Annotated in this window: 23 protein-coding genes; 20 read left to right on the top strand and 3 right to left on the bottom strand. The window is 67.9% G+C overall.

The annotated features are described in order from the left end of the window. Positions 1–149 precede the first annotated feature (149 nt). From VI480_RS01605 to VI480_RS01595, 3 genes are read right to left on the bottom strand one after another with little or no spacing between them, the layout of a single operon-like run. Positions 150–2,423, bottom strand: a complete 2,274-nt coding sequence (locus VI480_RS01605) for a xanthine dehydrogenase family protein molybdopterin-binding subunit (protein WP_323671059.1) — start codon at positions 2,421–2,423, stop codon at positions 150–152. Between the two features lie 51 nt (positions 2,424–2,474). Then, positions 2,475–2,954 carry a (2Fe-2S)-binding protein gene (locus tag VI480_RS01600; RefSeq protein ID WP_323671058.1) on the bottom strand — a complete coding sequence of 160 codons (480 nt, stop codon included), beginning with the start codon at positions 2,952–2,954 and terminating at the stop codon, positions 2,475–2,477. After that, positions 2,954–3,832, bottom strand: coding sequence for an FAD binding domain-containing protein (locus VI480_RS01595; protein WP_323671057.1), 879 nt, complete (start codon positions 3,830–3,832; stop codon positions 2,954–2,956). The genes VI480_RS01600 and VI480_RS01595 overlap by 1 nt, the downstream gene beginning before the upstream one ends. Positions 3,833–4,093: 261 nt before the next feature. Between VI480_RS01595 and VI480_RS01590 the strand changes: the two genes are divergently transcribed. The 20 genes from VI480_RS01590 to VI480_RS01495 all read left to right on the top strand — a co-directional run bounded on the left by VI480_RS01590 (position 4,094) and on the right by VI480_RS01495 (position 16,753). Next, on the top strand, positions 4,094–4,240 hold the full coding sequence (locus VI480_RS01590) for a hypothetical protein (protein ID WP_323671056.1): 147 nt from the start codon (positions 4,094–4,096) through the stop codon (positions 4,238–4,240). Between the two features lie 3 nt (positions 4,241–4,243). After that, positions 4,244–5,119, top strand: coding sequence for an NADP-dependent oxidoreductase (locus VI480_RS01585; RefSeq protein WP_323671065.1), 876 nt, complete (start codon positions 4,244–4,246; stop codon positions 5,117–5,119). Between the two features lie 57 nt (positions 5,120–5,176). After that, positions 5,177–6,142, top strand: coding sequence for a sterol desaturase family protein (locus VI480_RS01580; RefSeq protein WP_323671055.1), 966 nt, complete (start codon positions 5,177–5,179; stop codon positions 6,140–6,142). Continuing rightward, positions 6,139–7,848 (top strand): GH3 auxin-responsive promoter family protein, encoded by a 1,710-nt coding sequence (locus VI480_RS01575; protein ID WP_323671054.1) that lies wholly within the window; start codon positions 6,139–6,141, stop codon positions 7,846–7,848. Before VI480_RS01580 ends, VI480_RS01575 begins: the two co-directional genes overlap by 4 nt. Positions 7,849–7,871: 23 nt before the next feature. Then, positions 7,872–9,002: a mandelate racemase/muconate lactonizing enzyme family protein gene (locus VI480_RS01570; protein ID WP_323671053.1), complete on the top strand. Its 1,131-nt coding sequence runs from the start codon at positions 7,872–7,874 to the stop codon at positions 9,000–9,002. Beyond that, a complete protein-coding gene (locus VI480_RS01565; protein ID WP_323671052.1) occupies positions 8,999–9,457 on the top strand; it encodes a hypothetical protein in 459 nt (152 codons plus the stop codon). The genes VI480_RS01570 and VI480_RS01565 overlap by 4 nt, the downstream gene beginning before the upstream one ends. 241 nt (positions 9,458–9,698) lie before the next feature. Next, on the top strand, positions 9,699–10,373 hold the full coding sequence (gene rplC / locus VI480_RS01560; protein ID WP_323671051.1) for a 50S ribosomal protein L3: 675 nt from the start codon (positions 9,699–9,701) through the stop codon (positions 10,371–10,373). An 11-nt stretch (positions 10,374–10,384) separates the two neighbouring features. Beyond that, positions 10,385–11,047: a 50S ribosomal protein L4 gene (gene rplD, locus VI480_RS01555; protein ID WP_323671050.1), complete on the top strand. Its 663-nt coding sequence runs from the start codon at positions 10,385–10,387 to the stop codon at positions 11,045–11,047. Then, positions 11,044–11,334 (top strand): 50S ribosomal protein L23, encoded by a 291-nt coding sequence (gene rplW, locus VI480_RS01550; RefSeq protein WP_323671049.1) that lies wholly within the window; start codon positions 11,044–11,046, stop codon positions 11,332–11,334. The genes rplD and rplW overlap by 4 nt, the downstream gene beginning before the upstream one ends. Before the next feature lie 10 nt (positions 11,335–11,344). Next, positions 11,345–12,181 carry a 50S ribosomal protein L2 gene (rplB, locus tag VI480_RS01545; RefSeq protein WP_323671048.1) on the top strand — a complete coding sequence of 279 codons (837 nt, stop codon included), beginning with the start codon at positions 11,345–11,347 and terminating at the stop codon, positions 12,179–12,181. Positions 12,182–12,185: 4 nt separating this feature from the next. Next, positions 12,186–12,464 (top strand): 30S ribosomal protein S19, encoded by a 279-nt coding sequence (rpsS, locus tag VI480_RS01540; protein WP_323671047.1) that lies wholly within the window; start codon positions 12,186–12,188, stop codon positions 12,462–12,464. Positions 12,465–12,590: 126 nt separating this feature from the next. Continuing rightward, on the top strand, positions 12,591–13,223 hold the full coding sequence (rplV, locus tag VI480_RS15500) for a 50S ribosomal protein L22 (protein ID WP_416246616.1): 633 nt from the start codon (positions 12,591–12,593) through the stop codon (positions 13,221–13,223). Between the two features lie 2 nt (positions 13,224–13,225). Next, positions 13,226–14,113: a 30S ribosomal protein S3 gene (gene rpsC / locus VI480_RS01530; RefSeq protein WP_416246615.1), complete on the top strand. Its 888-nt coding sequence runs from the start codon at positions 13,226–13,228 to the stop codon at positions 14,111–14,113. Continuing rightward, the gene (gene rplP, locus VI480_RS01525) at positions 14,113–14,529 is read left to right on the top strand and encodes a 50S ribosomal protein L16 (RefSeq protein ID WP_323671046.1); all 417 of its coding nucleotides are present in this window, start codon (positions 14,113–14,115) and stop codon (positions 14,527–14,529) included. Before rpsC ends, rplP begins: the two co-directional genes overlap by 1 nt. Then, positions 14,529–14,885, top strand: a complete 357-nt coding sequence (gene rpmC, locus VI480_RS15495; protein WP_416246614.1) for a 50S ribosomal protein L29 — start codon at positions 14,529–14,531, stop codon at positions 14,883–14,885. Before rplP ends, rpmC begins: the two co-directional genes overlap by 1 nt. Next, positions 14,882–15,151 (top strand): 30S ribosomal protein S17, encoded by a 270-nt coding sequence (gene rpsQ, locus VI480_RS01515; protein ID WP_323671045.1) that lies wholly within the window; start codon positions 14,882–14,884, stop codon positions 15,149–15,151. The genes rpmC and rpsQ overlap by 4 nt, the downstream gene beginning before the upstream one ends. Positions 15,152–15,169: 18 nt before the next feature. Then, positions 15,170–15,538: a 50S ribosomal protein L14 gene (gene rplN, locus VI480_RS01510; RefSeq protein WP_323671044.1), complete on the top strand. Its 369-nt coding sequence runs from the start codon at positions 15,170–15,172 to the stop codon at positions 15,536–15,538. A gap of 43 nt (positions 15,539–15,581) precedes the next feature. Continuing rightward, positions 15,582–15,890, top strand: a complete 309-nt coding sequence (gene rplX, locus VI480_RS01505; RefSeq protein WP_416246619.1) for a 50S ribosomal protein L24 — start codon at positions 15,582–15,584, stop codon at positions 15,888–15,890. After that, a complete protein-coding gene (gene rplE / locus VI480_RS01500) occupies positions 15,887–16,522 on the top strand; it encodes a 50S ribosomal protein L5 (RefSeq protein ID WP_416246613.1) in 636 nt (211 codons plus the stop codon). Before rplX ends, rplE begins: the two co-directional genes overlap by 4 nt. A 45-nt stretch (positions 16,523–16,567) precedes the next feature. Further along, entirely contained in the window at positions 16,568–16,753 is a 186-nt protein-coding gene (locus VI480_RS01495) for a type Z 30S ribosomal protein S14 (RefSeq protein ID WP_323671042.1), read from the top strand.

The following is a 16,753-nucleotide window of genomic DNA, read 5'->3' as shown; positions in this document are numbered from 1 at the left end:
TCTGCGAGTTGCCGCACCAGGTCGCGCACGTTCGCCGCTTCGATGGTGACCTCAGGTGTCCCGCCGGTGTGCTGGCGCTGGTCGGTCGAGAAGTGAACGACCGCCATCGAGTTGCCCCGACGAAATGCCTCAGCGGCTTCGGGTTGCGATCAGCTCTCGGCGGCCGTCAGCGCTTCCAGCACTCGCGGGGGCGAGAGCGGCAGATCGCTGATGCGCACGCCGGTGGCATCGGCCACGGCGTTGGCCATCACCGGCAGCGGCGGCACGATGCCCACCTCGCCGACGCCGCGCACGCCATAGGGGTGCGACGGGTTCGGAACCTCCACGATGCAGGTTTCGATCATGGGCAGATCTGACGCCACCGGGATGCGGTAGTCGAGGAATCCCGGGTTCTCGAGGTTGCCATCGTCGGAGTAGATGTACTCCTCGTTGAGCGCCCAGCCGATGCCCTGCACCACGCCGCCCTGCATCTGGCCTTCCACGTAGCTGGGGTGAATCGCTGTACCAGCATCCTGCGCGGTGGTGTAGCGCTCGACGGTGACCCGCCCGGTCTCTTGGTCGACGGACACGTCGGCGACCTGGACCGAGAAGGCCGGGCCGGCGCCCCGGGCATTTAGCGACGCAGTGGCGCCCAGCGGGCCGCCGGTGCGCTTCGCATTGCCGGTGATGGCGGCCAGCGTCAGCGGCTCCTGCTCGCCAGGTCCGTGCACGGCCGAGCCGTCGACCCATTCGACTTCTTTGACGTCGCAATCCCAGGTCTTGGCCGCACGCTTGCGCAGCTGCTCCTTGAGATCGCGGCAGGCCTCCACGACCGCCATGCCCGTCGCGAACGTGGCGCGGCTGCCCTCGGTCACGTCGGTGAAGCCGACTACCTCGGTGTCGCCCACGACCGGTTGGATCAGGTGCACATCGAGGCCCAGTTCCTCGGCGGCCATCAGCGCCATCGATGCCCGGCTGCCACCGATGTCGGGGCTGCCGGTGATCACGGTGGCGGTGCCGTTCTCGTTCAGGTTCACCGTGGCGCTCGACGCCTCGCCGATGTTGAACCAGAAACCGCTGGCCACACCGCGGCCCTGCCCTTCGGGCAGCTCCGACTGGTAGTGATCGCTGTCACGGATCGCTTCGAGGCACTTGCGCAGGCCGATCATCGGCCACTTGGGTCCGTACGGCGTCGGGTCGCCCTGTGAGGGGCAGTTCTGGATGCGGAGGTCGATCGGGTCGATGCCGACACGCTCCGCGATCTCGTCGACCATCGAATCCATCGCGAATGCCGCGGCGGGAGCCGACGGTGCCCGGTAGGCCACGTTGACCGGCCGGTTGAGCACTACGTCGAAGCCCTCCACATAGAGATGATCGAGGGTGTAGGCCGATACGACGCACATGCAGCCGAGCATCGCGGCAATGCCTTGAAAGGCCCCATTCTCGTATGCCAGCCAGGCCTTCGCCGTGGTGATCGTGCCGTCGTCGCGGGCGCCGACCTTCATCTTGATGATCGCCCCCGGGGCGGGACCGGTTGCCCGGAACACGTCCTCACGGCTCATCACGATCTTGACCGGGCGGCCGGATTTCGTCGACAGCAGCGCCGCCACCGGCTCGATGTAGATCGTCGTCTTGCCGCCGAAGCCGCCGCCGATCTCGGCCGGGATCACCTTGATGCGCGAGGTGTCCCAGCCCAGCACCGTGGCCGTCGACGACCGCACCATGAAGTGGCCCTGCGACGAAGCCCAGATGACGGCCTTGCCCTCCTGGTCGCAGTCGACCACGCAGGCGTGCGGCTCGATGTAGCCCTGGTGCACTGCCTGGGTCGAGAACTCGCGCTCGATCACGATGTCGGCCTCGGCGAACCCCTGCTCGACATCGCCGCGCTCGTACACCGTGCGTGCCGCGATGTTCGACGGCTCGGTGGGCCGCGGCTCGACGCCGCGCGTGAACAGGTTGTCGTGCAGCACCGGTGCGTCGTCGGCCATCGCATCGGAGATGTTCAGCACGTGGGGCAGCAGCTCGTAGGTGACCTCGATGGCCTCCGCCGCTGCCTTGGCCTCACGACGGGTGGACGCTGCCACCGCAGCCACGGCATGGCCGCTGTACAGCACCGTGTCGCGGGCGATCACCGTGCACATCAGGTTGCGCGTGGCGCCCTTGGGCGGTGCTTCGGGGAAGTCGGCTCCGGTGACCACCGCTTTCACGCCGGGCATCGCCTCGGCGGCTGAGGTGTCGATCGAAACGATCCGTGCGTGGGGATGCGGCGAGCGCAGGATGTGCCCGTACAGCATTCCCGGCAGGTTCAGGTCGGCCGCGTAGCGGGCCTTGCCGGCGACCTTGTCGAGTCCGTCGTGGCGGACGGGGCGGGTGCCGACCCAGCGGTACCCGCTCGCTCCATTGCCATTGGTCCCAGTGCTTGCGGGCGCTTCAGTGGTGCTCATGTTCAGGTGTCCTTGTGCGATGTCAGGAGAGTCTCAGCCAGCCGATGTCAATCAGGCCGGGGTGCGGATCTGGACGGCGGCCTCGAGCACCGAGCGCACGATCTTGTCGTACCCGGTGCAGCGGCACAGGTTGCCGGCGAGCGCGTAGCGCACTTCGGTCTCGGTTGGGTCGGGGTTCTCGTCGAGCAGTGCCTTGGCGGCGATGAGGAACCCGGGCGTGCAGATGCCGCATTGCAGCGCGGCTCCTTCGAGGAAGCACTGCTGCAGCGGGTGCAGTTCATCTGCGCTGGCGAGACCCTCGCAGGTGGTGATGGCGGCGCCGTCGGCCTCGGGGGCGAAGATCAGACAGGCACACTGCAGGCGGCCGTTCATGATGACCGAGCAGGCACCGCAGTCGCCGGTGCCGCAGCCTTCCTTGGCCCCGATCAGGCCCAGCTCGTCTCGCAGGGCATTGAGCAGCGATTCGCCGTCTTCGGTCAGAAAGTCAACGGCGTCGCCGTTGACCTCGCAGTTCACATGGGTGCGGCTCATCAGGACGCTCCGTTCTGTCCGTTGCGTGTGCGGATCCGGTCGGCGGCGATGCCGGCGGCTCGACGGGTGAGCACGCCGGCAACCTGGCGCCGGTAGTTGATCGTGCCCCGCTTGTCGTCGATGGGGCTGCAGGCGTCGCTGGCGGCTGCGGCTGCGGCGGCCAGCGCTGTGTCGTCGAGGCTGCTGCCCACGAGCGCCGCCTCGGCGGCAGGCACCCGCACGACGGTGGGCGCAACCGCTCCGAGCGCGACGGCAGCCGCGCTCACATTGCCGCTGTCGTCCAGCGTGAGCCGGACGCCGGCACCCACCACGGCGATGTCCATCTCGGTGCGAGGGATGAGTCGCAGGTAGGCATCGGAGGTACCGCCGGCTGGCCGGGCGAGCTCGAAGCACACCACGATCTCGTCATGCGCCAGCGACGTCTGGCCGGGCCCCGTCACCACGTCGGCGACGGGCACCCGTCGCTCGCCGTCAGCGGCAGCGATCACGGCGACCGCATCGTTCACGACGAGGGCAGGCACGGAGTCGGCAGCGGGGGAGGCGTTGCAGAGGTTTCCGCCGAGGCTGGAGCGGTTCTGGATCTGGTCCGACCCGATCAGTCCGGCAGCCTCGGTCAGGCCTGGGAAGTCGGCAGCAATGGCGGCGTTGGACGTGAGCGCCGAGCTGGGGGCCGCAGCACCCACCTGCCAGGTATCGCCGTCGAGGCTCACTGACATGAGGCGGTCGATCTTCTTGAGGTCGATCACCATCGACGGCTCAGGCCGCCCGGCGCGCATCTGCGGCACGACGTCGGTTGCGCCTGCGAACACGATGGCACCGGCATCGCCGGCCAGCAGTGTCCTCGCCTCGTCAATGGTGGTCGGCGCGGCATATTTCATGCGGATAGCTCCCGATCCGTTGGGTGTTGCATCATCTGTCGACGCACCGTCTCCCGCCGGTTGCGTCGCTCGCGCCGCCTGCGGGTGACGGCGCACACGGCAGCGGACGTTAGTTGCGCTGAGCCGTGCTCGTCGCGTTAGCCATCGTCGCCGGTGTCCCGGGTGACTGCTGCCTCTGGCAAACGAGCGAAGAACCGCCGCTGACGAGCGGCAATCATGTGGTGCCGCAGCGACATCCGTTGACGAATCGAGGAGCGGGTCATGACTGGAGATACGAACACAGCGCGGGTGTCGGACTGCGTGGTGCTTGCCGAGGCTCCCGACGGGCCGCTCAGCGCTGAGCACTTCGCGTTGCGGCCCGATAATGCAGCCGAACCCGGACCAGGCGAGGTGCTGGTGCGGGTTTAGGCGATCACGATCGGCGCGGGACAGCGAGCCGGCCTGCAGGGCAGCGCCAGCTACGCGGGCGCCCCGGAAGTCGGTGTGGTGATGCGAGGCATGGGCGCGGGCATCGTGGAAGCGTCGAACGCGGACGGCATCAGCGTCGGCGACACCGTCGTGGGCGCGACTGGCTGGCGCCGCCACGCTGTGATGGCCGGCGGCGAGCTGCGCGTCGCGGACGGCGCGCTCGATCCCGCCTTGCACCTCGGCGTACTCGGCACTAACGGGCTGACCGCCTACTTCGGCTTGCTCGACGTCGGGCGCCCCGAACCGGGCGAGACCGTGGTGGTGTCCGCAGCAGCGGGATCGGTGGGCCACATCGTCGGGCAGATCGCCAAGACGCAGGGTTGCCGGGTGGTCGGCGTAGCCGGCTCGGATGAGAAATGCTCGCTGTTGGTCGGCGAGCTGGGCTTCGACGCGGCGATCAACCGGCATTCGCCCGACTTCCGGGCTGAGTTCCGCGCCGCCACGCCCGACCGCATCGACGTGTACTTCGACAACACGGGCGGCGAGATCCTCGGCTCGGCACTCTTCCGCATGGCCACGTTCGGCCGCATCGTGTGCTGCGGAGCGGTCTCGGCCTACGACACCGCCAGCCCCGATCCCAGTCCGCGAGGCATCCCGGGCTTGCTGGTGAACAACCAGGTGCGCATGCAGGGCTTCCTCGTGTTCTCTTACACCGGCCGCTACGAGGAGGCCCGCGCCCAGATGCGCGAGTGGATCGACGCGGGCTCGCTCGTGCCTCGCCATGTCACCTACGACGGGCTCGATGCTGCGGGCGGCGCCTTCGTCGACCTGCTTGCCGGACGCACCGTCGGCACCACCATCGTCCGCCTCGGCGACTGAACGCTCGCGCTCGGCTGTTTCATCGGACTCCAGCGCACCGAAACATAGGCTCGGCTCATGACGGCCGCCGATCCGCCCGAGCGAATTGAGGCCGAGCATCTGTCCCACTACCCGGAGCGGCCTACCGCAGCCGGCAGGTTGGCCGTCCGGCTCTCGTATCCGGCCGTGATCCTGTTGGGAGTCGGCATCTACGCAGTCGCAGGGTCGCTGGGGATGGCGGCCGTGACGGCGTCATACGTCGCCGTGCTCGTTGGGGCGGGGCTGGTCACGCTGCACGAGATCGCTCTGCCCTGCCGCACCGAATGGCGCCCCCAGGGTGCCGACGTACGAGCCGATGTGGCGTTCATGGTGGCCGTCCAAGTGGTGCTGCCGCTGCTGCTCTCGCTGGCAGCGACGGCGGCATTTGCCGGATGGCTGCGCGAGGGCGACCTGACCCTCGGGGGCCTGTGGCCGCACAGCTGGCCCGTCGCGCTGCAAGCGGCGTTGATGATGGCCGTGGCCGACTTCTTCCGCTACTGGCTGCACCGGGCGTTCCATGGCTCGGCCTTCATGTGGCGCTGGCACGCCGTGCACCACTCGCCGCACCGGCTGTACTGGCTGAACGTCGGCCGCTTCCACCCAGGGGAGAAAGCGGTCCAGTTCTGCGTCGACGCGTTGCCGTTTGTGCTGGTGGGCGTGGGAAGCGAAGTGCTCGCGGTCTATTTCGTGTTCTACGCGCTGAACGGCTTCTACCAGCACTCCAACTGCGATGTTCGCCTCGGGTGGCTCAACTACCTCATCAGCGGACCGGAACTGCACCGCTGGCATCACTCGGAACTGCCGGCGGAGTCGGATCACAACTTCGGCAACAACCTCATCATCTGGGACGTGCTGTTCGGCACCCGGTACCTTCCCGCCGACGCGGCGGTCGGGCGGCTCGGTCTGCTGAACCGCGACTACCCGGCAGGCTTCCTGGCCCAGATGCGCACCCCCTTGATTCGAGGACTCGACAAGCGAGCAGCCGGAACGGCGACGCCGTTGTGACGGGCAGATCGGCGACCGACGGCCTCAGCTATCGACTGCTACGGGCCGGGCTGGCCGCGGCCAGCGGGCGCACCTACCGCGGGCTCGTGCGTGCGTGCGCCGATCCGGGGGCGGTTCAGGATCAGGTGCTGCAGCGCATCCTCTCCGATAACGCCGGCTCGGTGTTCGGCACTGATCACCGCTTCGGCTCGATCGCCGGCTTCGAGGACTACCGCCGTGCCGTGCCGGTGCAGACCTACGAAGTCCTGAGGGAGGCGATCGAGCGGCAGGAAGCCACCGGCCAGCGGTGCCTCACTGCCGAGCAGCCGGTCTATTACAACCAGACCAGCGGCACCGTCGCCGAGCCGAAGAACATCCCGCTCACCAAGGCCGGCCTCGCCCGCATCCAGCGCTTGCAGCGACTCGCGGCCTACGCGCTGTCGCGGCGCACCGCCGCGCTTGGCGGCAAGGTGTTCGCCGTGACCGGTGCCGCGCACGAGGGCACCATGCCAGCAGGCACGCCGTACGGCTCAGCGTCAGGGCTGCTGTACGCGAGCCAGGGCAAGCTCCTGCGGCGCCGGTACGTGCTGCCAGCGCCGGTGTCGGACATCGCCGACTACGACGCCCGCTACTTGGCCATGGCGGTGCTGGGCGCCGCTGACGGCTCCGTGACCACGATGGCGACGGCCAACCCCTCGACGTTCATCCGGCTGATGGACGTGCTCAATGACTCGGCCGACGTGGTGCTCGACGCAGTGGCCGCCGGGCGGCTGCCCGCTGGCTGCAACGTGCCTGGGCGCGACGACCAGCTCGGACTCCGCGCAGACCCGAAGCGAGCGGCGGCGCTCGGTCGACGCCTGGAGGCCGCAGGTCGACTCACCTATGCCGACATCTGGAGCGACCTGCGTGCGGTCGTGACGTGGACCGGGGGGAGCTGCGGCTTGGCGATTGAGCGTCTCCAGCCGATGCTGACACTCGACTGCCCGGTCTTCGAGCTCGGCTATCTCGCCAGCGAGGTCAGCGGCACCGTCAACATCGATCCCATCGAAGGCTCCTGCGTCGCGACCCTGCAGGACAACTTCTTTGAGTTCGCAGAACGCGATGGGTGGGAGGCCGCTGCTGACGATGCCGACCGTGGCGAGCAGACCTGCACGCTTGCCGATCTCGAGGCCGGCCGCGACTACTACGTCATCGTGACCACGGCCGACGGTCTGTACCGCTACGACATGAACGACATCGTGCGGGTGACGGGCTTCGTTGACCGCACACCGGTCCTGTCGTTCGTCCAGAAGGGCAAGGGCGTCACGAGCATTACGGGCGAGAAGCTCTACGAATTCCAAATGATGTCGGCCGTGACCGCCGCGGTCGCCGAGTTCGGCACGGTGGCACCGTTCTTCATCATGCTGGCCGACGTCGCAGAGTCCCGCTACACGCTCAATGTGGAGCTGGCGAGCACACCGGCTGGCCCACAGGGGGTCGAACTTGCCGGCGCACTGTCAAGCAGTGTCGAAGAAGCACTGCGGCAGGCCAATGTCGAGTACGACCAGAAACGAGCCAGCGGCCGGCTGGCGGCGTTGCGCGTCCGGTTCCTCGCAGCGGGCACGGGCGATGAATTCAGGCGCCAGCGCGTCGCAGACGGTCAGCGCGACGTGCAGTTCAAGTACCTCCGGCTGCAATACAGCGCCGATTGCTCGTTCCGCTTCGACGACTTCGCAGCTCCGGCCTGAGCGAGCTTGGCCGAGGTGCATGCGTGCAGATACGCCGCCTGAAGACGTTCGCCTTCCCCGTGCCGTTCAAGCGCGTCTTCCGGCATGCCGCTGCCAGCCGCCGCCACGCCGAGAACCTCATCGTGGCGGCCCACGGCGACGACGGCATGATCGGCTACGGCGAAGGGTGCCCACGGCTGTACGTGACCGGGGAAACCGTCGGGGGTTGCGCCGCCTTCGTCAGCCAGCACGCCGCGTCATTCTGCGCGGAAGTCGGGAGCGTGGACGACTTGCGTTCCTGGATCGACGCCCATAGCGACGCCATCGACGAGAACCCGGCCGCGTTCTGCGCGATGGAGCTTGCCGCCCTCGACCTGCTGGGAAAGGTGGGCGGCTGCAATATCGAGCAGTTGCTGGGTGTTGCTTCTGGCCCGCGCGACGTGGCCTATACCGCTGTCCTGGGCGACATGCCGCTGCTGCTGTACCGATGGCAGCTGCGCGGATTTCGTGTTCGGGGCTTCACCGACTTCAAGGTGAAGCTCTCGGGTTCGCTGCGGCGTGACCGCGCCAAGCTGGTCCCATTCGTTTCCCGGGGGTCGAGCCCGGCGACGGTTCGCCTCGATGTGAACAACCTCTGGGAGACGCCCGAGCAGTGCGCAGTGCACTTGGATGCACTGGGCGACATCGCATTCGCCGTCGAGGAACCGTTGCAGGCGGGTGATGTCGACGGGTGCATGCGCGTCGCGCAGCAATGCCGGGTGAAGATCATCGCCGACGAGAGCTTGCGGTTCGCCCGGCAGCTCGAAGCGCTGGCGGAGCCGTCGGCGTGGATCGTGAACGTGCGCGTGTCGAAGATGGGCGGGATCGTCAGGTCGCTGGACGTGGTGGCTGCTGCCGCGCGCGCCGGCATTGACGTCATCGTCGGATGCCAGGTGGGAGAGACGAGCCTGCTCACCCGGGCGGCGCTCGCCGTGATCGCGAGCGCCCCGGGTGCCGTTGTGGGGGCCGAGGGCGCCTTCGGGACGCATCTGCTGGCCCGTGATCTCACCGATCGGACGATCATGTGGGGCTACGGGGGAATGCTGCGCGGACGCGATGTGCCTGATCGCAGCGGCGGCGGGCTTGGTCTGCGGCTCGATCCCGCAGCCGTCCTGGTGCCGCTGGAGGACACGTGAGCGACATCCGATTTGCTGCGGCAAGCCTTGTATTCGGCCTGGCATTCCTGGCCCGCGTCGCGGGCCAAGCAGTACAGCGCCGGTGGGACGTGGCCTTCCTGCCCTCCCAAGACGCCTGGCAGGGCAGCAGCCTGCCGTTCCCGGCGCTGTTCGCGGCCCAAGTGGTGATCTTGATGATCATCGCAACCGCGACGCTGCGAATGCGAGCTGGCCGGAACCTCTTCGGGCGGCGCTGGGTACGACCAGTTGCTTGGTTCGGCGTCCTGTACTTCGCTGCAATGGCGGCGCGTTTGGCAGTCGGACTCCTCGGCGATGCTGGGGCGTTCGGCGACGAGGGCATCGCTGCAGGGAAGTGGTTCACTGCCTACCTGCCGACGGCATTCCACCTGGTCCTGGCGAGCGAAGTGATGCTGTTCGCGGCCTATCAACGAGGGCGCCCCCGGCCCGCTGGTTGAACGGGCGCAAGGTTGGGGCGGTCGTGGGGGATCGGTAGCCTGCTTCATTCGCGGCGCGGACTTCCTGCGTCGAACTGACGTCCGGCAAGGCCGGATGCCTCCCCGCAATGGGTCGGGTGTTCGGAACCGGTCGGCACAACCTCCAGAACCGCTCCGCCGGCACAGCCGTGCGGAGCGTTCGCATGGCGGCCCGCTGGGCGGGCAGCGAGATGCACGGCGAAAGCACGAGAGAGACGCGCACATGGCCAACAGGGCGCTTGTCGCCACCAAGGTCGGCATGACACAGCTCTGGGATGACGACAACAGCGTCGTCCCGGTCACAGTGCTGCGCGTCGACGACTGCCGGGTCACCCAGGTGCGCACCAACGAGCAAGACGGCTATACCGCGGTGCAGGTCACCTACGGTCACCGCGAGGCGCGCAAGGTCAACAAGCCCACGAACGGCCACTACGAGCGAGCCGGGATCGACCCTGGCCTGAGGCTCGTAGAGCTGCGGCTCGACGATGTGAGCGAAGTATCGGTCGGCACCGAATTGGGTGCCGACCTTTTCAGTCCCGGAGAGCTTGTCGATGTGACAGCCACCTCCAAGGGCAAGGGTTTCGCCGGCACCATGAAGCGGCACAACTTCTCAGGCCAGCGCGCCAGCCATGGCGCGCACCGGGTCCACCGGGCCCCCGGCGCCATCGGCGCCTGCGCCACCCCCTCACGGGTGTTCAAGGGCACCCGCATGGCCGGGCGCATGGGCGGGGAGAAGGTCACCACGCTCAACCTCGCGGTTGTCGAGGCCGACGCCGAGCGGGGCCTGCTGCTGGTGCGTGGCTCCGTCCCCGGGCCCAAGGGCGGCACGGTCGTCGTCCGCAACGCAGTCAAAGCGCCGGAAGGCGCGTCAAACAGCACAGCATCGGCTGAGGTCTGAGGTCGATTCTGATGCCGCTCACGCTCGACGTTCGCACCCCCGACGGCGGCACTGCCGGCACCGTGGAGCTCGACGAGGCCATCTTCGGCATCGAGCCGAACATGGCGGCGCTGCACCAGGCCGTCACGGCCCAGCGCGCCGCCCGCCGGAGCGGGTCTCACAGCACCCTCACCCGTGCCGAGGTACGCGGCGGCGGCGCGAAGCCGTGGCGGCAGAAGGGCACCGGCCGGGCTCGCCACGGTTCGATCCGGTCGCCGCAGTGGGTCGGCGGCGGCGTGGCGCACGGTCCCAAGCCGCGCGACTACCGCCAGAAGGTGAACCGCAAGACCGTGCGGCTGGCGCTTCGCTCCGCTCTCAGCGACCGGGCTCGCAGCGAACGCGTCATGGTCATTGACGAGTGGAATTTTGCGCAGCCGCGCACGAAAGACGCCATCGCAGTGCTCGAGAACCTGTCCCTCTCCGGACAGGTTCTGCTGGTTCTGGGCGACAGCACGGCACACCAGACGGCCGATCGCAGTTTCCGCAACCTTCCGTCGGTGCACTCGGTCAGCGCAGCCGAGCTGAACGCCTACGACATCCTGCGCTCGGACTGGCTGGTCTTCACCCGCGACACGCTGCCCACCAGCACCGGGCCAGCCACGAACGGCGCAGCGAGCGAGGGGGATGACCAGTGAAGGATCCCCGCGATGTGCTGATCGCTCCTGTCATCTCGGAGAAGTCGTATGACTTCCTCGAAGAGGGCATCTACGTGTTCCGCGTCCACCCGTCTGCAAGCAAGCCAGAGATCCGCCAAGCGGTCGAGGAGATCTTCGACGTCAAGGTCGCCAAGGTCAACACGCTGAATCGCAAGGGCAAGAAGCGGCGCAACCGGCGCAACAACACCGTCGGCAAGCGGCCGGACACCAAACGGGCCATCGTCACCCTCGTCGAGGGCGACTCGATCCAGATCTTCAATTCCTAGGCGGGGCGTCATGGGCATTCGAGTACGCAAGCCGACCAGTCCCGGCCGAAGGTTCCAGACAGTTTCGGATTTTGCCGACATCACCGCGACCAAGCCCGAGCGCTCGCTCATTGCCAAGCAGCACTCCACCGGCGGCCGCAACAACCACGGCCGCAAGACCTCTCGTCACCGTGGCGGCGGTCACAAGCAGCGCTACCGGGTGGTCGACTTCCGGCGCAACAAGGACGGTGTGCCCGCCACGGTCGCCACCATCGAGTACGACCCCAATCGCAACGCGCGCATCGCGTTGCTGCACTATCACGACGGCGAGAAGCGCTACATCCTGGCGCCGGCAGGGCTGGAGGTGGGCGACAAGCTCGCCAACGGAGCCCAGGCGGAGGTGCGTGTCGGCAACGCCATGCCGCTGCGGTACGTGCCGGTCGGAACCACCGTGCACAACGTGGAGCTCAAGCCGGGCGCCGGCGGCCGCATGGCCCGTTCGGCCGGCGCCAGCGTGCAGCTCGTGGCCAAGGAGGGTGCGTACGCCACCTTGCGCCTGCCGTCCACCGAGATGCGCCGGGTGCCGATCGACTGCCGCGCCACCATCGGCTCGGTGGGCAACGCCGAGGCCGACCTCATCAAGATCGGCAAGGCCGGCCGGAACCGTTACAAGGGCGTACGGCCCCAGACCCGCGGCGTGGCCATGAACCCAGTCGACCATCCCCTCGGCGGCGGTGAGGGCAAGTCGTCGGGCGGGCGTCACCCGGTGTCGCCGTGGGGCAAGCCCGAAGGCCGCACCCGCTCCAAGAACCGCAAGTCCAACGACCTCATCGTCCGCCGCCGCCGGACGCGCGGGTCCCGGAGGTAGAGCGATGCCGCGCAGTCTCAAGAAGGGCCCGTTCGTCGACGACCACCTGCTCTCGAAGGTGGATGAACTCAACGAGAGCGGCGAGCGCAAGGTCATCAAGACGTGGAGCCGGCGCTCCACGATCATCCCCGAGATGATCGGTCACACCATCGCGGTTCACGATGGGCGCAAGCACCTGCCGGTGTACGTGACCGAGTCGATGGTGGGTCACAAGCTCGGCGAGTTCGCCCCGACGCGGACGTTCAAGTTCCACGCCGGCCAGGAGCGCGGAGGCAGGCGATGAGCGGGTTCGTCACAACGCAGACGTTCGAGCCTCGCGCCGGACGAGAGCAAGGCAGCAGGCGATGAGCGGGTTCGTCACAACGCAGACGTTCGAGCCTCGCGCCGGACGAGAGCAAGGCAGCAGGCGATGAGCGGGTTGATCGACCTCGACGTCATCGCAGGCGCGAAGGCGACGCACAAGTACGCACGCCTGTCCGCGTCGAAGGCGCGGGTGGTGCTCAACCTCATCCGCGACGAAGACTTGGCGCTCGCCCGCGACCGCCTGCGCTTCTGCGAGCGCGGCGCCGCCGAGGTGGTGTCCAAGGTGCTTGAGAGTGCAGTGGCCAATGCCACCAACAACGAGCAGCTCGACGCCGACGAGCTGTATGTGGCCGAGTGCTGGGCCGACGAGGGTCCGGTGCTCAAGCGCTGGCGCCCGAGGGCACGGGGCCGGGCCACGCGCATCTTCAAGCAGACCAGTCACATCACGGTGATCGTGGCGCAGCTCAGCCCGGAGGAACTCGAGATGCGCGAGGCCCGGCTGGCCGCTTCGGGTTCGCAAACTGCTGCAGCCGCCCGCGCCGCCCGCGTGGCCGCCAGCCGCGCAACCACCGACACCGGCGAGGCTGACGAGTCGGCGCCAGACGACGCTGACGACATCGTCGCGACAGCCGATGAGGCTGCCGAAGCGGCGATCGACGACACCGGCGAGGCCATTGCTGCCGAGGTCGATGCCGCCGACCCCGAAGAAGACGTTGCCGACCCAGAGGAACGGAACTGATCATGGGTCAGAAGGTCAACCCGTACGGCTTCCGCTTGGGAATCACCACCGACTGGAAGTCCCGTTGGTACGCCGACAAGGAGTATCAGGACTATCTCATCGAGGACTGGAAGATCCGCGACTTCCTGCGGACTGAGCTGCCGCATGCCGCGATCAGCCGTATCGAGGTGGAGCGAACCCGGGATCGCCTGCGCGTCGACGTGCATACGGCCCGGCCGGGCATCGTCATCGGCCGCAGGGGGAGCGAGGCCGATCGGCTCCGCACGAAGCTCGGCAAGATCTCGGGCAACCCCAAGGTCCAGTTGAACATCCAGGAGATCAAGCAGCCCGAGCTCGAGGCAGCGCTCATCGCTCAGGGTGTCGCGGATCAGCTCGCTGGCCGCGTCGCTTTCCGGCGGGCCATGAAGCGCGCCGTGCAGAACGCTCAGAAGGCCGGTGCGCTCGGCATCCGGGTGCAGTGCTCAGGCCGGCTCGGCGGCTCGGAGATGGCACGCACCGAGTGGTACCGCGAAGGCCGGGTGCCGCTGCACACACTGCGCGCCGACATCGACTACGGCTTCCGCGAAGCCCGCACCACGGCGGGTCGCATCGGCGTGAAGGTGTGGCTCTACAAGGGCGACATCCTTCCCTACAAGGTGTCCTCCGACGAGCGAATTCACCGTGAGGCGGCCATGGCCACTGGCCAGACGTCAGGCGACGGCGCACCTCCCGGAGGCGTCGTCTCCTCGGCCGGTCGCCGGGGCGATCTCGAGGATCTGCCCGAAGAACCCGTCCCGCTGCTGCGCGAGGCCGATCCCGAATTCGAGCGCCTGCTTGAAGAGGAGGAGCAGATCGAGCGGGCTACGCGCGATCAGTCCCAGACGCCCAACTTCAGGCCGGGAGACGACTGATGCTGATGCCTCGCAAGGTCAAGCACCGCAAGGCGCATCGCGGTCGCATGAAGGGCCGCACCAAGGGCGGCACAGCCGTGCACTTCGGCGACTACGGCATCCAGGCGCTGGAGCCCGGCTGGATCACGGCCCGCCAGATCGAAGCGGCCCGCATTGCCATGACCCGTCACGTCAAGCGCGGCGGGAAGGTCTGGATCAACATCTTCCCCGACAAGCCCGTGACCGCAAAGCCTGCGGAGACCCGCATGGGCTCGGGCAAGGGCAATCCGGAGAAGTGGGTGGCCGTGGTGAAGCCCGGCCGTGTGATGTTCGAGCTGGGCGGCGTGAACGCCGAGCTGGCCCGGGGCGCCATGGAACGCGCCATACAGAAGCTGCCCATCCGCGCACGGGTGATCTCCCGAGAGGAGGCCATCTGATGGCGAAGGCCGCGACGCTCCGGACCTTGTCGGACGATCAGCTGCTCGACGAACTGGACAGTGCCAAGAAGGAGCTGTTCAACCTGCGCTTCGCATTCGCGACCGGGCAGCTCGACAACTCCGCGCAGGTGGCCGCCACCAAGCGCGATATCGCCCGCATTCACACCGTGCTGCGCGAGCGTGAGATTGCAGCGGCCGATGTGCTGTTGGGCCCATCGGGTGGCCCCGTGCAGGGCTCGGCCGCTGATCTGGCCGGTGCCTTGCAGGGCTCGGCCACTGATCTGGCCGGCTCGTCGGATGACCCAGAGCAGGGCTCGGCCGCGAGCAGCGCAGCTTCCACAGGAGATCCGTCATGAGCACCGAGACTGTCGAGCGCAACCGGCGCAAGGTGCGCGAGGGCATCGTCACCTCCACCAAGATGGACCGCACGGCGGTCGTCTCGGTGACCGAGCGTGTGCGCCACCCCCGCTACTTCAAGACCGTTCAGCGCACCAAGAAGCTGTACGTCCACGACCCCGCTGGAGACACGCGTCCGGGCGACCGGGTGCGTGTCATGGAAACCCGGCCGATCTCGAAGACCAAGCGCTGGCGCCTGGTGGAGATCATCGAACGGGCCCGATGAGGTGAAGGCAGCGAGGTCATGATCCAGCAAGAGTCCCGACTCAAAGTCGCCGACAACTCCGGCGCCCGCGAGGTGCTGTGCATTCGCGTGCTCGGCGGCACGGGTCGGCGCTATGCCTCGATCGGCGACGTGTTCATCGCCACTGTGAAGGACGCCATCCCGGGCGCTGCCGTGCGCAAGGGCGAGGTGGTGCGCTGCGTCGTGGTGCGCACGCGCAAGCAGCGCAGGCGCCCCGACGGCAGCTATATCCGCTTCGACGAGAACGCCGCCGTGCTCGTCGACGACAACCGCCAGCCGCGTGGCACCCGCATCTTCGGCCCCGTCGGCCGCGAGCTGCGCGACAAACGCTTCATGCGCATCGTGTCGCTCGCCCCGGAAGTTCTGTGATGGGGGTGACGTGATGGCACGCCAGAAGAACCAGCTGCCGCGGCTGCGAGTCCGCAAAGGCGACACCGTGCGCGTGATCTCCGGCCCTGACAAGGGCCGGGAAGGCGAAGTCGTGTCGGTGGATCTGGCGCGCCGCCGCCTCACGGTGGAAGGCGTGAACGTGGGGCACAAGCACCAGAAGCCCTCCCAGCAGAACCAGGAGGGCCAGATCATCGACTACCTGCTGCCGATCGACGTGTCGAATGTGTCGGTGGTGTGCCCGCGAACGGGCCAGCCCGGCCGGGTCGGTTTCCGCTTCGAGGGCGGCCGCAAGGTGCGTTACCACCGTGTCTCGGGGGAGGAGCTGCCATGAGCGTGACCGAGGCCCAGACCGATGCCCAGACCGATGCCGCCTCCCTCGCTCCGTCCGACACCGGCGGCAACGAGCGGCCCGAGCCCCGGATGAAAGTGCTCTACCGCGACACCGTCCGCGCGCAACTGCGGGACGAGCTCGGGCTCGCGAACGTGATGCAGGTGCCCACGCTGACGAAGATCAGCGTGAACATGGGCGTCGGCGCTGCGCTGACGAACCGGGGCCTGCTCGAGGGCGCCATCGACGACCTCAGCCGCATCTGCGGTCAGCGGCCGGCGATCACCCGGGCGAAGCAGTCGATCGCAGGGTTCAAGCTGCGCGAGGGCAACGCGATCGGTGCCCGCGTCACCATGCGCCGTGACCGGATGTGGGAGTTCTACGACCGTCTCGTGTCGTTGGCCATCCCTCGTATCCGCGACTTCCGGGGTCTCTCGCCGCGCAGCTTTGACGGCCACGGCAACTACACGTTCGGCCTCACCGAACAGCTGGTCTTTCCCGAGATCGACTACGACAGCGTCAACCAGATCCGCGGCATGGACATCACCCTCGTGACGTCAGCCGTCGACGACGAGGGCGGACGTGCCCTGCTGGTTGCGCTCGGCTTTCCATTCCGCCAGAACCCAACGACCTAGCGCCCGGCTATTTCACCAGGCCCCTATTCAACAAAGGCAGTACCGATGGCCAAGAAGGCACTCGTCAACAAGCAGCAGCGCACCCCCAAATTCAAGGTGCGCGCCTACACGCGCTGCCGCGTGTGCGGCCGACCGCGGTCGGTATACCGCAAGTTCGGGCTGTGCCGAGTGTGCCTGCGAGAGATGGTCCATGCCGGCGAGGTGCCCGGCGTGACGAAGGCCAGCTGGTGA

It is taken from the genome of Candidatus Poriferisodalis multihospitum, from assembly GCF_028283155.1.
GTDB classification, from domain to species: Bacteria; Actinomycetota; Acidimicrobiia; order Acidimicrobiales; family Poriferisodalaceae; genus Poriferisodalis; species Poriferisodalis multihospitum.
This window is presented reverse-complemented; position numbering and strand designations above follow the sequence as displayed.

Coding starts and splice junctions, on each gene's coding strand:
- VI480_RS01580 (WP_323671055.1), top strand. CDS start 5,177: ATGACGGCCGCCGATCCGCCCGAGCGAATTGAGGCCGAGCATCTGTCC.
- rplN (WP_323671044.1), top strand. CDS start 15,170: ATGATCCAGCAAGAGTCCCGACTCAAAGTCGCCGACAACTCCGGCGCC.
- rplP (WP_323671046.1), top strand. CDS start 14,113: ATGCTGATGCCTCGCAAGGTCAAGCACCGCAAGGCGCATCGCGGTCGC.
- VI480_RS01595 (WP_323671057.1), bottom strand. CDS start 3,832: ATGAAATATGCCGCGCCGACCACCATTGACGAGGCGAGGACACTGCTG.
- VI480_RS01605 (WP_323671059.1), bottom strand. CDS start 2,423: ATGAGCACCACTGAAGCGCCCGCAAGCACTGGGACCAATGGCAATGGA.
- rplC (WP_323671051.1), top strand. CDS start 9,699: ATGGCCAACAGGGCGCTTGTCGCCACCAAGGTCGGCATGACACAGCTC.
- rplB (WP_323671048.1), top strand. CDS start 11,345: ATGGGCATTCGAGTACGCAAGCCGACCAGTCCCGGCCGAAGGTTCCAG.
- VI480_RS01495 (WP_323671042.1), top strand. CDS start 16,568: ATGGCCAAGAAGGCACTCGTCAACAAGCAGCAGCGCACCCCCAAATTC.
- rpsC (WP_416246615.1), top strand. CDS start 13,226: ATGGGTCAGAAGGTCAACCCGTACGGCTTCCGCTTGGGAATCACCACC.
- VI480_RS01600 (WP_323671058.1), bottom strand. CDS start 2,954: ATGAGCCGCACCCATGTGAACTGCGAGGTCAACGGCGACGCCGTTGAC.
- rpsQ (WP_323671045.1), top strand. CDS start 14,882: ATGAGCACCGAGACTGTCGAGCGCAACCGGCGCAAGGTGCGCGAGGGC.
- rplE (WP_416246613.1), top strand. CDS start 15,887: ATGAGCGTGACCGAGGCCCAGACCGATGCCCAGACCGATGCCGCCTCC.
- rpmC (WP_416246614.1), top strand. CDS start 14,529: ATGGCGAAGGCCGCGACGCTCCGGACCTTGTCGGACGATCAGCTGCTC.
- rplD (WP_323671050.1), top strand. CDS start 10,385: ATGCCGCTCACGCTCGACGTTCGCACCCCCGACGGCGGCACTGCCGGC.
- rpsS (WP_323671047.1), top strand. CDS start 12,186: ATGCCGCGCAGTCTCAAGAAGGGCCCGTTCGTCGACGACCACCTGCTC.
- rplV (WP_416246616.1), top strand. CDS start 12,591: ATGAGCGGGTTGATCGACCTCGACGTCATCGCAGGCGCGAAGGCGACG.
- VI480_RS01590 (WP_323671056.1), top strand. CDS start 4,094: ATGACTGGAGATACGAACACAGCGCGGGTGTCGGACTGCGTGGTGCTT.